This is a genomic window from Xanthomonas sp. SS (genome assembly GCF_014236835.1).
In the GTDB taxonomy this organism is placed as follows: Bacteria; Pseudomonadota; Gammaproteobacteria; order Xanthomonadales; family Xanthomonadaceae; genus Xanthomonas_A.
On the sequence record NZ_CP051190.1, the window covers coordinates 1,779,986 to 1,793,904 of the forward strand.

Here is a 13,919-nt window from a genome sequence, read left to right on the forward strand (position 1 = left end):
GCTGGTCCTCAGAAACTGTCGAAATTGGCTTCGTCCGGCGCAGCGCCGGCCAGCGCGAGCTGGCTGTCGGCGAAACGCACGAACGGCTTGCGCGCTGGGGCGCGGGCGGGCTGCGGCGGCTTGCGCGCGGCTGCGGTCGCGGTCGCCGCGCGGCGCGCCGGGGCCACGCCGGCGAGCTTGAAGAAGCTCATCAGCTGCTGCAGTTGCTCGGCCTGGCCGCTCATTTCCTCGGCGGTGGCGGCCAGCTCCTCGGAGTTGGATGCGGCCTGCTGGGTGGTCTGGTTGAGCTGGCCGACCGCGGTATTGATCTGGCTCACGCCCGAGGCCTGTTCCTCGGAGGCGGCGGTGATTTCCTGTACCAGGTCGGAGGTGCGCTTGATCGACGGCACCATCTGATCGAGCAGCTTGCCGGCGTTCTCGGCCAGTTCGACACTGGAGCCGGCGACGTCGCCGATCTCCTGCGCGGCGACCTGGCTGCGTTCGGCCAGCTTGCGCACTTCCGCGGCAACGACCGCGAAGCCCTTGCCGTGCTCGCCGGCGCGCGCGGCTTCGATCGCCGCGTTCAGCGCCAGCAGGTTGGTCTGGTAGGCGATGTCGTCGATGATGCCGATCTTCTGCGCGATCTGCTTCATCGCCTGCACCGTGGCGCGGACCGATTCGCCGCCGTCCAGCGCCTGGCTGGAGGCCTTGCTGGCCATGCCGTCGGTGACCTTGGCGTTCTCGGTGTTCTGCGCGATCGAGGCGGTCATCTGCTCGATCGCGGCGCTGGTCTCCTCGACTCCGGCCGCCTGCTCGCTGGCCGCCTGGCTCAGCGACTGCGCGGTGGCGCTGACTTCCTCCGAGGCGCTGGCCAGCGCCTCGGCGCTGCCGTTGACCTCGCTGACCACCTGCGACAGGCGCGCGATGGTGTCGTTGACGTAGTTCTTCATCTCCGCGTAGGCGCCGTCGTAGCTCTTGTCGATGCTCTGGGTCAGGTCGCCATCGGACAGCGCACTCATCACCCGCACCACGTCCTGGATGCTGTTGCCGGTGGTGCCGACCAGGTCGTTCAGGCCCTGGCCCATCTCGCGCTGGAAACCGGCCAGGCCGTCCAGCGCGACCTGCTCGGAGAAGTCGCCGCGGTTGGCGGCCTGGACCACGCGGCGCTGGCCGTCGATGACCAGCTTCAGCCGCTCGACCATGCTGCGCATCGCATACAGCGCGCTGCCGTTGTCGTTGGCGCGTGTCCTGACGTCCAGGGCCAGATCGCCCTGCGCCACCTTGTTGGCGATCTCGGCCACGTAGGCCGGCTCGCCGCCGAGCAGGCGCATCAGCCCGCGCACGATGAACACCGAGATGCCGGCGCCGAGCAGCACGCATACCGCGAGCACCGCGACGATCCAGCTGCGCGCGCTGGCGTACAGCGCATCGCCCTGCGCGCTGGCGGCTTCGCCGCCCTTGACGTTGATCTCGACCAGCTTGTCCAGGGTCGCCGAGGAATCGTCGAACAGGGTCTGCTGGCGGCCGTTGAGCAGGGCCATCGCCTCGCTGGTCTTGAGCTCGCGCGACAGCTGCAGCACCTGCTTGTGCAGCGCCAGGTACTCGTCGAACTTGTGCGCGAAGTCGTCGTAGTCGGCCTTCTCCTCGGGCGAGGAAATCAGCTTGACGTAATGGTCGCGGTTGCTCGCGTAGTCGGCCAGGATCTTGTCCATGACCTGATCCAACTTGGCCATTTCCTCCGGGCGCTCGCTGACCACGTGCTGCAGCTCGGCCACGCGCAGGTCGGAGGTGTTGGTGTTCATCTGCTGGATGTAGCGGATGCTGGGCATCCAGTTCTCGGCCATGTCGGTCGAGGACTGGTTGACCTGGGCCAGCTTGTCGGTGGCGAACAGGCCCATGCCGAGCATCAACAGCAGCACCGAGGCGAAACCCAGGCCGATTCTTGTACCGATTTTCATGTTTGCAAACACGCGCGTGATCTCTTGAAGATGGAATGTGCGAGCGGTCCGGGCCCGCGCCGCGCGCCAGCTGTGCGGACGCAAGGCCGGACGCCGGGTTGGTTCAGAAGCTGTCGAAATGCAGTTCGTCCGGCGCCGTCACCAGCGCCAGCCCGGCCTCGCCGTAGCTGCGTGCCCGCGCCGGCGCCGCCGGCTTCCTGCCGGCGCGCGGCACCGCGACCGGCCGCCGCGGGGTCGCTGCCGCCTGGTTGGTGCGGAAGAAGCTCATCAGCTGCTGCAGTTGCTCGGCCTGGCCGCTCATCTCCTCGGCGGTGGCGGCCAGTTCCTCGGAATTGGACGCGGCCTGCTGCGTGGTCTGGTTGAGCTGGCCGACCGCGGCATTGATCTGGCCGACGCCGGAGGTCTGTTCCTCGGAGGCAGCGGTGATCTCCTGCACCAGGTCGGAAGTGCGCTTGATCGACGGCACCATCTGCTCGAGCAGCTTGCCGGCGTTCTCGGCCAGCTCGACGCTGGAGGTGGCGACGTCGCCGATCTCCTGCGCGGCGATCTGGCTGCGCTCGGCCAGCTTGCGCACTTCCGCGGCGACGACGGCGAAGCCCTTGCCGTGCTCGCCGGCACGTGCGGCCTCGATCGCCGCGTTCAGCGCCAGCAGGTTGGTCTGGTAGGCGATGTCGTCGATGATGCCGATCTTGTGCGCGATCTGTTTCATCGCCGCCACCGTGGAGCGCACCGCTTCGCCGCCTTCGATGGCTTCGCGCGCGGCCTTGGCCGCCATGCCGTCGGTGACCTTGGCGTTTTCGGTGTTCTGCGCGATCGAGGCGGTCATCTGCTCCAGCGAGGCGCTGGTTTCCTCCACGCCCGCGGCCTGCTCGCTGGCCGCCTGGCTCAGCGACTGCGCGGTGGCGCTGACTTCTTCCGAGGCGCTGGCCAGCGCCTCGGCGTTGATGTTGACCTCGCCGACCACCTGCGCCAGGCGCGCCACGGTGCCGTTGATGCTGTCGCACAGTTCCTTCAGCTGGCCGTGGCAGGCGACGTTGGCGGTGCGGGTCAGGTCGCCGTCCTCGATCGCCTTGAGCACCTGGCGCGCTTCGGTCAGCGGCCCGATCACCGTGTCCAGGGTCTGGTTGACGCCGTCGACGATGCGGCGGAAATCGCCCTGGTGCAGGCCGGCGTCGGCGCGCACCTCGAGACGGCCGGCGCCGGCGGCCTCGACCAGCAGGTTGGTGTCGCGGATCAGCGCGCGCAGGTTGCTGCGCACCTGCTCGATGGTGTCGTTGATGAACGCCTTCTTGCCAGGCAGCTGCGCCAGCGGCGCGTCAAAGTTGCCGCGGCCGAATTCGGCGACCACGCCCATCGCCAGCTTCTTGACCGCGATGTGGCCCACGACCATGCGATTGATGCCGTCGGCCATGCTGCGGAAATCGCCTTCGAAGCGCTGGCTGTCGATGGTCACATCGATGTCGCCGGCGTCGTGTTCGGCCGACATGTGGTTCATCTGCGCGATCAGCCCCAGCAGGTTGCGGCGCACCTGTTCGATGGTGTCGTTGATGAACGCCTTCTTGCCGGGGAAGCTCTCCAGCGGCGCCTGGAAATTGCCGCGGCCGAACTCGGCGACGCAGGCCATGGCCTTCCTCTTGCCCGCGATATGGCTGGCGACCATGCGGTTGATGCCCTCGGCGATGCTGCGGAAATCGCCTTCGAAGCGCTGGCTGTCGATGGTCACGTCGATGTCGCCGGCATCGTGCTCGCGCGACATGCGCCCGATCTCGTCGCCGATCTGGCGCACGCCGAACTGCACCTCGCGCAGCGCCAGCAGGATCTCGCAGGCCTGGTCGTTGCGCACCGTCGGCATCACCACCTCGAAATTGCCGCGGGCGAAGCGGGTCAGGGCGCTGGTGGCGATGCCCAGCGAGCGCGAGATCGCGTGCGCCACGTAGGCGAGCACCGCGCCGCCCAGCACCGCCGCGGCGATGGCCAGCGCCAGCACCTGGCCTGGCGGCAGCGCCAGCGCGAAGCCGGCCGCGCTGGCTGCCAACGGCAGCAGCACGGCGATGCAGCAGCCAGTCCATAGCTTGGAAGAGAGTGAGATGGCGTTGGACATCGCTGTGTACCTATCGGTGATGGGGTGGCGGGTCCCGGCCGTGTCGCGGCCGGTTCCGGGTGGGCTGGTACGGGGATCAGAAGGTTTCGAACGCGGTTTCGTCGAGCCGTGCCGCCGCAGGTGCAGCGCCGGCGAAGGCACGCAGGCGCGGCGCGCGCACCGGCGGTGCCGGGACGCGCCGCGGCAGCGGGGTAGGGGCGGACGCCGCGTTGGCGGGGCCGGTCCTGAAGAAGTTCATGAGCACCTGCAGTTGTTCGGCCTGGCTGCTGACTTCTTCGGCCGTGGCCGCCAGTTCTTCAGCGTTGGCTGCCGATTGCTGGGTGGTCTGGTTGAGCTGGACCACGGCGGTATTGATCTGGCCGACCCCGGAGGTCTGTTCCTCGGAGGCGGCGCTGATCTCCTGCACCAGGTCGGAGGTGCGGCGGATCGATGGCACCATCCCGTCGAGCAGGCGCCCGGCGCTTTCCGCCAGCTCCACGCTGGAACCGGCCACGTCGCCGATTTCGTGCGCGGCGATCTGGCTGCGCTCGGCCAGCTTGCGCACTTCCGCGGCCACGACGGCGAAGCCCTTGCCGTGCTCGCCGGCGCGCGCGGCCTCGATCGCCGCATTCAGCGCCAGCAGATTGGTCTGGTAGGCGATGTCGTCGATGATGCTGATCTTCCTGGCGATCTCCTTCATCGCGTTGACCGTGGCGCGCACCGCTTCGCCGCTCTCGGCGGCTTCGCGCGCGGCCTTGGCGGCCATGCCGTCGGTGACCTTGGCGTTTTCGGCGTTCTGCGAGATCGAGGCGGTCATCTGCTCCAGCGACGCGCTGGTCTCCTCCACGCCGGCCGCCTGTTCGCTGGCCGCCTGGCTCAGCGACTGCGCCGTGGCCGAGAGTTCCTCCGAGGCGCTGGCGAGCGTGACCGCATTGTTGTTGACCTCGTTAACGATGCCGGTGAGCTTGTCGATGGTGGCGTTGACGTAGCGTTGCATGTCGGCGAACGCGCCCTCGTAGCGGCCCTGCACCTTGCAGCTGAGGTCGCCGTCGGCGACCGCGCCCATCACCTTGATCACGTCGCCGACGCTGCGCAGGTTGCCGCGCGCCTGCTCGATGGTGTCGTTAATGAAGGCCTTCTTGCCGGGCAGTTGCGCCAGCGGCGCGTCGAAATTGCCGCGGCCGAATTCGGCGACCACGCCCATCGCCAGCTTCTTGACCGCGATGTGCGCGGCGACCATCTGGTTGATGCCGTTGCCCATCGCGCCGAAGTCGCCCTCGAACTTGGCGGTGTCGATGGCTGCGTCGATCTCGCCCTTGTCGTGCTCGGCGGACATGCGGTTGATCTCGGCGATCAGGTGCTTGAAGTTGCCGCGCACGTGTTCGACGGTGTCGTTGATGAAGGCCTTCTTGCCGGGCAGCTGCGCCAGCGGCGCGTCGAAGTTGCCGCGGCCGAATTCGGCGACCACGCCCAGCGCCAGCTTCTTGACCGCGATGTGCGCGGCCACCATCTGGTTGATGCCGTCGCCCATCGTGGCGAAGTCGCCCTCGCACCTGGCGGTGTCGATGACCACGTCGATCTCGCCCTTGTCGTGCTCGGCGGACATGCGGTTGATCTCGGCGATCAGCTGCTTGAAGTTGCCGCGCACGTGCTCGATGGTGTCGTTGATGAAGGCCTTCTTGCCGGGCAACTGCGCCAGCGGCGCGTCGAAGTTGCCGCGGCCGAACTCGGCGACCACGCCCAGCGCCAGCTTCTTGACCGCGATGTGTCCGCCGACCATGCGGTTGATGCCGTCGGCCATGCCGCGGAAATCGCCCTGGAACTGCGCGCTGTCGATGACCGCGTCGATCTCGCCGGCCTCGTGTTGGTCGGACATGCGCCGCATTTCCGCGATCAGCCCGGTCAGGTTGCGCCGCACCTGCTCGATGGTGTCGTTGATGAAGGCTTTCTTGCCCGGGAACGCGGCCAGCGGCGCGGCGAAGTTGCCGCGGCCGAATTCGGCCACGCAATCGATCGCCTGCTTGTTCACGCCGATGTGCCCGGCGACCATCGCGTTGATGCTCTGGGCCAGGTCGCGGTGGGTGCCGGGCCAGCGCGCCGGATCCATCGCCACCTCGCACTCGCCGGCGGCATGCGCGCTGGCCATGTGGCCGACGTCGGCGTGGAACTGGCGCAGGTCGGCCTGCGCGGTGCGCAGCAACTGCGTCACTTCGTTGTTGGCGGCGCCGGCTGCCGGCACGATCCGCTCCAGGTCGCCGCGCACCAGCGCGTCCAGCCCGGCGGTGGCCAGGTTCAGCGAGCGCGCCGCGGCGAGCACGGCCCAGCCCAGCACGCCGGCGCAGGCCAGCGTCGCGGCCGCGACCAGGGCCAGCGCGGCGCCCTGCGCGAGCGGCAGCAGCAGCGCCGTGGCGGCGGCAGCGGCGGGCAGGGCGACGGCGATGGCCGTCGTGATCAATAACGTGGTCGCGATCCGTGAGCGATAAGACATGGCAGCGGTTCCTGGCTAGCGTCTATGAATGGTGTGGGTGCGCGGCGGCACCCGCGGAGCGGCGTCAGGCCGCCAGCGAAGCGGTGGAAGGTTCGACTTGCGACAGCAGCGAGGGCACGTCCAGGATCAGCGCGACGCCGCCGCTGCCGAGGATGCTCGACCCGCTGATGCCCTTGACCCCGGCGAACACCTTGGCCAGCGGCTTGATCACGGTCTGCCATTCGCCCAGCAGCGTGTCCACCACCAGGCCGAAGCGCTGCGCGCCCTGGCGGATCACCACGATGCTCTCGCGCGCCGGCGGCGCGCCGGCGATGCCGAACAGCGAGCGCAGGCGCACGTACGGCAGCACCCCGCCGCGCAGGTCGATGTAGTCGCTCTGGTAGTTCGGCGCGAATTCCACGCATTCCTCGACCACGTCCAGCGGCACCACGAACACCGACTTGCCGACGCCGACCTGGAAACCGTTGATGATCGCCAGGGTCAGCGGCAGCCGCACCGAGATGGTGGTGCCCACGTCCTGCTGGCTGCTGATGTCCACGCTGCCGCGCAGCGCGGTGATGTTGCGCTTGACCACGTCCATGCCGACGCCGCGGCCGGACAGGTTGGTGACCTTCTCGGCGGTGGAGAAGCCCGGCTCGAAGATCAGCGCGAACACCTCGCGATCGGACAGGCTGCGACCGGGCTCGATCAAGCCGCGCTCCAGCGCCTTGGCCAGGATCCGCTCGCGATTCAAGCCGCCGCCGTCGTCGCTGATCTGGATGACCACGCTGCCCGAATCGTGGAACGCGTTGAGCCGCACCGTGCCGCGCACCGGCTTGCCGCGCGCCTGGCGCAGTTCGGCCGGTTCGATGCCGTGGTCCATCGCGTTGCGCACCAGGTGGGTCAGCGGATCGGCGATCTTTTCCACCACCGACTTATCCAGCTCGGTGTCCTCGCCGTTGACCACCAGCACGATGTCCTTGCCCAGTTCGCGCGCCACGTCGTGGACCACGCGATGGAAGCGGCTGAAGGTGCCGCCGATCTTGACCATGCGCAGCTGCAGCGCGCTCTCGCGCACGTCCTCGACCAGCCCGGCCAGGATCGAGGTGGATTCGAGCAGTTGCGCGTCGCCGGTGCGCTGGGCGTTGGCGCCGGTGCTGGCGACGGCGATGATCAGTTCGCCGACCAGGTCGATCATGCGGTCGAGCTTGTCGGCATCGACGCGGATCGAACCGCCTTCGCTGCGCGCGGCGAAGGGTGCCGCCACGGCCGCTGCGGCCTTGGCCGGCGCCGCCGGCAGGGCGGAGGCGGGTGCAGAGGGTGCCGCTGGCGCGGGCGCGGCCAGCACCGCCGCCGGCTCCGGACTGCCGAAGTTGGCGAAGTCGTCGGCGTGGCCGTGGCCGCCGGCCTCGGCCACCAGCAGCGGCAGCTCCAGGTTGGCGGCATCGCCGTGCGGATCCACCGCCACCACTTGCAGCTCGCAGTCGTCGCGGACGAATTCGAAGATGTCCTCGATCGCGGCCTGCTGCGCGTCGGAGCGCAGCAAAATATCGAAGCCCAGGTAGCAGGCTTCCGGGTCCAGTTCCGGCAGCGCCGGCACGCGCTCGTGGCGGGTGCGCACCGCCTCCAGCGTGCCCAGGCTGCGCAGGCAGCGGATCAGGTGCAGCGGCGAGTTGCCGAAGCGCAGCGCGTCGCTGAACAGCTGCAGCGAGATCCGCCAGTAGCCGGTCTGCGCCGCGGCGGTGGCCGCGACCGTGGTGGCGGCAGTCGCCGGCGCGGCGGCCGGTTGCAGATAGGTGTGCAGGCGCACCAGCAGCGGCTCGCCTTCGGCGGCGAGCACCGCTTCGTCGGCCTCGGCGCCGGCCGCCGCTTCCACCAGCGCGCGGATGTGGTCGCAGCACGCCAGCATCAGCTGGATCAGCTCCGAATCCAGCGCCACCGCGTGCTCGCGCACCAGGTCCAGCACGCTCTCCACCACGTGGGTGAAGCCCACCAGTTGCGCCAGGTCGAACAGCCCGCCGGAGCCCTTGATGGTGTGCGCGGCACGGAAGATGGCGTTGACCGCGTCCGGCCCGGCTTCGCCGCGTTCGGCTTCCAGCAGGTTGCGTTCCATGTCCTCGAGCAGGTCGCGGCTCTCGGCGATGAAGGTCTGCAGCAGTTGAGCGAAATTCATGAGCTGGCGCCGATCAGTGGAAGGTGTCGCTGGCGCCGGGCGCGAGCGTGTCGCGCAGGCCGAGCAGGTCGAGCGCGTCGGTGACCGGTGCGCTGCAGCCGTCGAGCTGGAACGGCCGGCCCAGCGCGCGCAGCGCGGCCTGGGTGGCGAGCAGCAGCTGGATGCCGGTGGCATCGATTTCGGTGACCGCCTGCAACTGCAGCTGCAGGCCGCCGGGGTGTTCCAGCGCCGGCAACAGCAGCGGCTTGAGTTCGCCGGCGCGGCGGATGGTCATGTCGCCATCCAGGCTCAGTTGCAGCGGCGGGGGCAGGGAGTCCGGGAGTTTCGAGCGCATGGGATGTCTCCGATTCGAGCAGGGGGAACGTCGAAATCCCGGCCGCGGCGCGGGTGCGAAACAAGCCGGTCGGGCTTGCTGTAAGCAGATATCGGCGCCTTTTCGGAATATTTAGGCCGAAAGACGCATTTGTCTCGCAAATCCTTGACAAGGATGAGCGGTTCAGTCTAGTGAGCGGCACCCCATTCCAGTTATGGGCGAGTGCCGTCCGCCACCACGAAATGGATGCATGCGCCGTGCCAGTACTGGGGTAGCGCTACCACAACAGAAAACGGCCGGGGAGGCCGGCCGTTTTTCGGAACGTTCGCGTTGTGCGCACCCGCGGTGCGCGACCGTCTGGATGCATGCCGCTGCGCGCAGGTGTCTTCTGCGCGCAGTTCAGGGCCTGGCGGTCAGCGCGGCGACAGCGCCGCCAGCAGGCCGCGTGCGGCGTTGAAGCGGTCCGCCGCTTCCGGCAGCGGCAGCTTCACCTTCAGCTTGTCCGGGCCGTCCATCGCGTACAGCTTGGGCTGCTTCTGGATCATCTGGATGATGGTCATCGGATCGATATTGGGCTTGGACTCGAACACGATGCGGCCGCCGTTCTCGCCAAGTTCCAGTTTGCGGATGCCCAGCGTGTTGGCCTGCAGCTTCAGCTCGGCGACCGCGAACAGGTGCTTCACCGCATCCGGTAGCAGGCCGAAGCGGTCGATCATCTCCACCTGCAGTTCGCGCAGCTGCTCGCTGTCGCGCGCGCTGGAGATGCGCTTGTACAGGGTCAGGCGGGTGTGCACGTCGGGCAGGTAGTCGTCCGGGATCAGCGCCGGCACATGCAGTTCCACCTCGGCGCCGCGCGCTTCCTCGCCGGCGTCCAGGTCCGGCAGCTTGCCCTGGCGGATGCTGCGCACCGCGCGTTCCAGCAGCTCGGTGTACAGGCTGAAGCCGACCTCGGCCATCTGCCCGCTCTGGTCCTCGCCGAGCAGTTCGCCGGCGCCGCGGATCTCCAGGTCGTGGGTGGCCAGGGTGAAGCCGGCACCGAGCTCGTCCATCGAGGCGATCGCGTCCAGCCGCTTCTGCGCATCGCCGGTGATGCTGCGCCGGTCCGGTACCAGCAGGTAAGCGTAGGCGCGGTGGTGCGAACGGCCGACGCGGCCGCGCAGCTGGTGCAGCTGGGCCAGGCCGAAGCGGTCGGCGCGGTTGATGACGATGGTGTTGGCGTTGGGGATGTCGATGCCCGATTCGATGATCGTGGTCGACAGCAGCACGTTGAAGCGCTGCTTCTGGAAATCCAGCATCACCCGTTCCAGCTCGCGCTCGGGCATCTGCCCGTGGGCGATGCCGATGCGCGCCTCGGGCACCAGCTCGCTCAGTTCGCGCTGCATGCGGCCGATGCTTTCCACGTCGTTGTGCAGGAAGTACAGCTGGCCGCCGCGCGCCAGCTCGCGCTGGAACGCCTCGCGCAGCAGCGCGTTGTCCCAGGCGGTGACGAAGGTCTGCACCGCCAGCCGGTTCGGCGGCGGGGTGGCGATGATCGACAGGTCGCGCAGCCCGGCCATGGCCATGTTCAGCGTGCGCGGGATCGGCGTGGCGGTGAGGGTGAGCAGGTGCACGTTGGCGCGCAGCGCCTTCAGCGCTTCCTTCTGGCGCACGCCGAAGCGCTGTTCCTCGTCGACCACGACCAGGCCCAGGTCCTTGAACTTCACGTCCGGTTGCAGCAGGCGGTGGGTGCCGATGATCACGTCGATGCCGCCGTCGGCGACCTTCTCCAGCTCGGCCTTGATCTCCTTGGCGCTTTTGAAGCGCGACAGCACTTCCACCCGCAGCGGCCAGTCGGCGAAGCGGTCGCGGAAGTTGCGGTAGTGCTGTTCGGCCAGCAGCGTGGTCGGCACCAGCACCGCCACTTGCTTGCCGGCGCTGGCCGCGGCGAACGCGGCGCGCACCGCGACCTCGGTCTTGCCGAAGCCGACGTCGCCGCAGACCACGCGGTCCATCGGTTGGCTGCTGCCCAGGTCGCGCAGGGTGGCCTCGATCGCGGCCAGCTGGTCGGTGGTCTCCTCGAACGGGAAGCCGGCCGCGAACGGTTCGTACATGGCCCGGTCCACCTGCAAGGCCAGGCCGGCGCGGGCGCGGCGCCGCGCCTGGATCTCCAGCAGTTCGGCGGCCACGTCGCGCACTTTCTCGGCGGCGCGGCGCTTGGCCTTGGTCCATTGTTCGCCGCCCAGCGAATGCAGCGGCGCGGTCTCGGCCGAGGCACCGGAGTAGCGGCTGATCAGGTGCAGCTGCGCGACCGGCACGTACAGGCGGTCGCCCTTGGCGTATTCGATCTCCAGGAACTCGCCGGGCATGCCGCCGGCATCGAGCACGATCAGCCCGCGGTAGCGGCCGACGCCGTGATCCTCGTGCACGATCGGCGCGCCTTCGGTCAGCTCGCCGAGGTCGCGGATGATCGCTTCCGGCTCGCGCCCGGCGCGGCGCGTGCGCCGCGGCTGGCCGGCGCGCTCGGGGAACAGCTGGCGCTCGGTGAGCACCGCGATGTGCGGATCGTCGAGGGCGAAGCCATCGTCCAGCGGTGCCACGGCGATGGCGAATGCAGCCGGCGCAGCATCGAGCCCGCCGGAGCCGAGCCCCTCTCCCTGCGGGAGAGGGGTTGGGGTGAGGGTGCGGCCGCTCGCGACCTGCTTTTTCTGCGCAGCTGTGGAAGACGCGGACGCTGACGAAGCAGCAGCCTTCTTCGATGAGGACGGCGCGAGCGCCGCACCCTCATCCGGCGCTTCGCGCCACCTTCTCCCGGGGGGGGAAGGGAGGAATGCGGCGAAGTTTGGGATCACCTCGGGCTTCAGCCCTGCCGCGGCCAGGACTTCCAGCAGCGCTTCGCGGCGGCCCGGCGAGTCGGCGGCGATCAGCACGCGGCCCGGGTAGCTGCCGAGGAAGCTCTTCAGCGCCTCGGCCGGAGCGGCGTCCTTGGCCGCCACCGGCAACGGCGGCAGCGGCTGGTCGCCCAGCGCCTGCGCCTCGTCGATGCGCGCGTGGTCGGCCGCCCAGACCTCGATGCGCGGCAGGCCGTTGAGCTTTTCGCGCAGCGTGTCCGGCGCCTGGTACAGCTCCTCGGGCGCCAGCAGCGGGCGCTCCACGTCGTGGCGGCGCTGCTCGTAGCGGTTCTGGGTCTGCGCCCAGAACGCATCGGCGGCGGCGCCCACGCCCGGCGCGAGCAGCGGCAGCACCGACTCGCCCAGATAGTCGAACAGGGTGGCGGTGGCATCGCGCGCCGCGGCGCCGGCGCCGCGCGTCTCCTGGAAGAACAGCGGCAGGTAGTATTCGATGCCCGACGGCGCCAGCCGCGCCTTCAGGTCCTGGTACAGCGCGCTGCGCCGGGTGTCCACGTCGAAGCGTTCGCGCAGCGTGGCCAGCACCCGCTCCACGCTGGCATCGTCCATCGGCACTTCGCGGCCGGGCAGCATCTTCACCGCCTGCACGTGGTCCAGCGAGCGCTGCGATTCCGGGTCGAAGGCGCGGATCGAGTCGATGTCCTCGTCCAGCAGTTCGATCCGCAACGGCGTGTCCGAGCCCATCGGGTACACGTCGAGCAGGCCGCCGCGCACCGCGAAATCGCCCGGGTCCATCACCTGCGGCACGTTGCGGTAGCCGGCGCTTTCCAGGCGGCGCTTTTCCGCCTCCAGGTCCAGGCGCTGGCCCACGTGCAGGTCGAAACTGCCGCCGACGATATAGCGCAACGGCGCCACGCGCTGCATCAGCGTCTGCACCGGCACCACCACGATGCCCTGTTTCAGCGTCGGCAGCCGGTGCAGCGCCGACAGGCGCTGGCTGACGATGTCCGGGTGCGGGCTGAACTGGTCGTAGGGCAGGGTTTCCCAATCCGGGAACGGCACCACCGGCAGGCTGCCGTCGCCGGCCAGCAGCGTGTGCAGGTCGGCCTCGATCTGGTGCGCGCTCTGGTTGTCGCGCGCGACCACCAGCAGCGGCCCGCGATGCGCCGCGGCGGCGCAGGCGATGTGCCAGGCCAGCGCGGTCGAGGACGCAGGGGCGCGCCAGAAGGCGCGGAGCTGGCCGGACTTGGGCAGCGGCGGAACGGGGAAGGAAAGAGGCGCCATTGACCGCTTAGTTTAGCAAGCTGGGATTGGGGAGTCGGGATTGGGGATTGGCCGCAAGCGTGCGCGGGGTGCGGCGCGGTCGCGTGGCCGGGCACAGCGGAGGCGGGCGGCGCAGGCTGTGGCTGCGTCCGCAGCACTGAGGGTGAGCCGCTGGGGCTCGCGAATCCATGAGCGGTTCGCGGTCTGCAGGTGGGTTATGCACCTCGCGGCGGCCCGAGCAGGGCCGCCCTCGCTCAGTTGCCCAGTTCCAGCACCACGCGCACCAGCCCCGGGGTGTCCGGATGCGGCATCGGCTGGAAGCCCAGCGATTCGGCCAGTTGCAGCATCGGCAGATTGCTTTCCAGCACATCGCCGTAGAGCCGGTCCAGGTACTTGCGCCGCGCCCACTTGACCAGCTTGCGCATCAGCTGCCGGCCCAGGCCCTGGCCGGCGACGAAGCTGCTGACCAGGATCGCGTATTCGGCCTCGCGGGTGCCGGGCGTGATCGCCGCGCGCGCCACTGCGCCGACCACCGCTTCGCCCGGCGGCAGCGGTTCGGCCGCGACCAGGGTCAGTTCGGTCTTCGGATTGGGATGGGTCAAGCGCTGCGCCATGTCCTCGGTCAGTTCCTGTACCGAATGCAGGAATCGTTCGCGGATCTCGGTCGGCCCGAGCAGGCTGAAGGCGCCTTGCAGCGGCGCGCTGTCTTCCGGCCGGATCGGCCGGATCAGCAGCTCGCGGCCGCTGGGCAAGGTGAAGTTTTCATGCCACGGAGGCATGCGGTTGCGGGTAGCCATTGCCGGATGATCCTCGACGAAGCCTGGATTCTCGCATTACCCGGGGCGGATGCCGTGAACGCAG

General features: G+C 69.2%; 7 protein-coding genes. All 7 read right to left on the minus strand.

Features of this window, described 5'->3' with window-relative positions; genetic code table 11:
- Nucleotides 1-8 precede the first annotated feature (8 nt).
- Nucleotides 9-1,937, minus strand: a complete 1,929-nt coding sequence (locus HEP74_RS07170) for a HAMP domain-containing methyl-accepting chemotaxis protein (protein ID WP_221893171.1) — start codon at nucleotides 1,935-1,937, stop codon at nucleotides 9-11.
- A gap of 103 nt (nucleotides 1,938-2,040) precedes the next feature.
- A complete protein-coding gene (locus tag HEP74_RS07175) occupies nucleotides 2,041-4,038 on the minus strand; it encodes a methyl-accepting chemotaxis protein (protein ID WP_185815829.1) in 1,998 nt (665 codons plus the stop codon).
- A 76-nt stretch (nucleotides 4,039-4,114) separates the two neighbouring features.
- The gene (locus tag HEP74_RS07180) at nucleotides 4,115-6,163 is read right to left on the minus strand and encodes a methyl-accepting chemotaxis protein (protein ID WP_524540790.1); all 2,049 of its coding nucleotides are present in this window, start codon (nucleotides 6,161-6,163) and stop codon (nucleotides 4,115-4,117) included.
- 406 nt (nucleotides 6,164-6,569) lie between these two features.
- The gene (locus tag HEP74_RS07185; protein WP_185815831.1) at nucleotides 6,570-8,657 is read right to left on the minus strand and encodes a chemotaxis protein CheA; all 2,088 of its coding nucleotides are present in this window, start codon (nucleotides 8,655-8,657) and stop codon (nucleotides 6,570-6,572) included.
- Nucleotides 8,658-8,670: 13 nt separating this feature from the next.
- Nucleotides 8,671-8,991, minus strand: coding sequence for an STAS domain-containing protein (locus HEP74_RS07190; RefSeq protein ID WP_185815832.1), 321 nt, complete (start codon nucleotides 8,989-8,991; stop codon nucleotides 8,671-8,673).
- Between the two features lie 392 nt (nucleotides 8,992-9,383).
- Nucleotides 9,384-13,079: a transcription-repair coupling factor gene (gene mfd / locus HEP74_RS07195; RefSeq protein WP_185815833.1), complete on the minus strand. Its 3,696-nt coding sequence runs from the start codon at nucleotides 13,077-13,079 to the stop codon at nucleotides 9,384-9,386.
- Nucleotides 13,080-13,312: 233 nt separating this feature from the next.
- Nucleotides 13,313-13,855 carry a GNAT family N-acetyltransferase gene (locus HEP74_RS07200; protein ID WP_145707860.1) on the minus strand — a complete coding sequence of 181 codons (543 nt, stop codon included), beginning with the start codon at nucleotides 13,853-13,855 and terminating at the stop codon, nucleotides 13,313-13,315.
- Nucleotides 13,856-13,919: the final 64 nt, after the last annotated feature.

Excerpts from the sequence above, each read along its gene's own strand:
- HEP74_RS07170 (WP_221893171.1), bottom strand. The coding sequence starts at position 1,937 with ATGAAAATCGGTACAAGAATCGGCCTGGGTTTCGCCTCGGTGCTGCTG.
- HEP74_RS07190 (WP_185815832.1), bottom strand. The coding sequence starts at position 8,991 with ATGCGCTCGAAACTCCCGGACTCCCTGCCCCCGCCGCTGCAACTGAGC.
- mfd (WP_185815833.1), bottom strand. The coding sequence starts at position 13,079 with ATGGCGCCTCTTTCCTTCCCCGTTCCGCCGCTGCCCAAGTCCGGCCAG.
- HEP74_RS07175 (WP_185815829.1), bottom strand. The coding sequence starts at position 4,038 with ATGTCCAACGCCATCTCACTCTCTTCCAAGCTATGGACTGGCTGCTGC.
- HEP74_RS07200 (WP_145707860.1), bottom strand. The coding sequence starts at position 13,855 with ATGGCTACCCGCAACCGCATGCCTCCGTGGCATGAAAACTTCACCTTG.
- HEP74_RS07180 (WP_524540790.1), bottom strand. The coding sequence starts at position 6,163 with ATGGCCAGCGCGCATGCCGCCGGCGAGTGCGAGGTGGCGATGGATCCG.
- HEP74_RS07185 (WP_185815831.1), bottom strand. The coding sequence starts at position 8,657 with ATGAATTTCGCTCAACTGCTGCAGACCTTCATCGCCGAGAGCCGCGAC.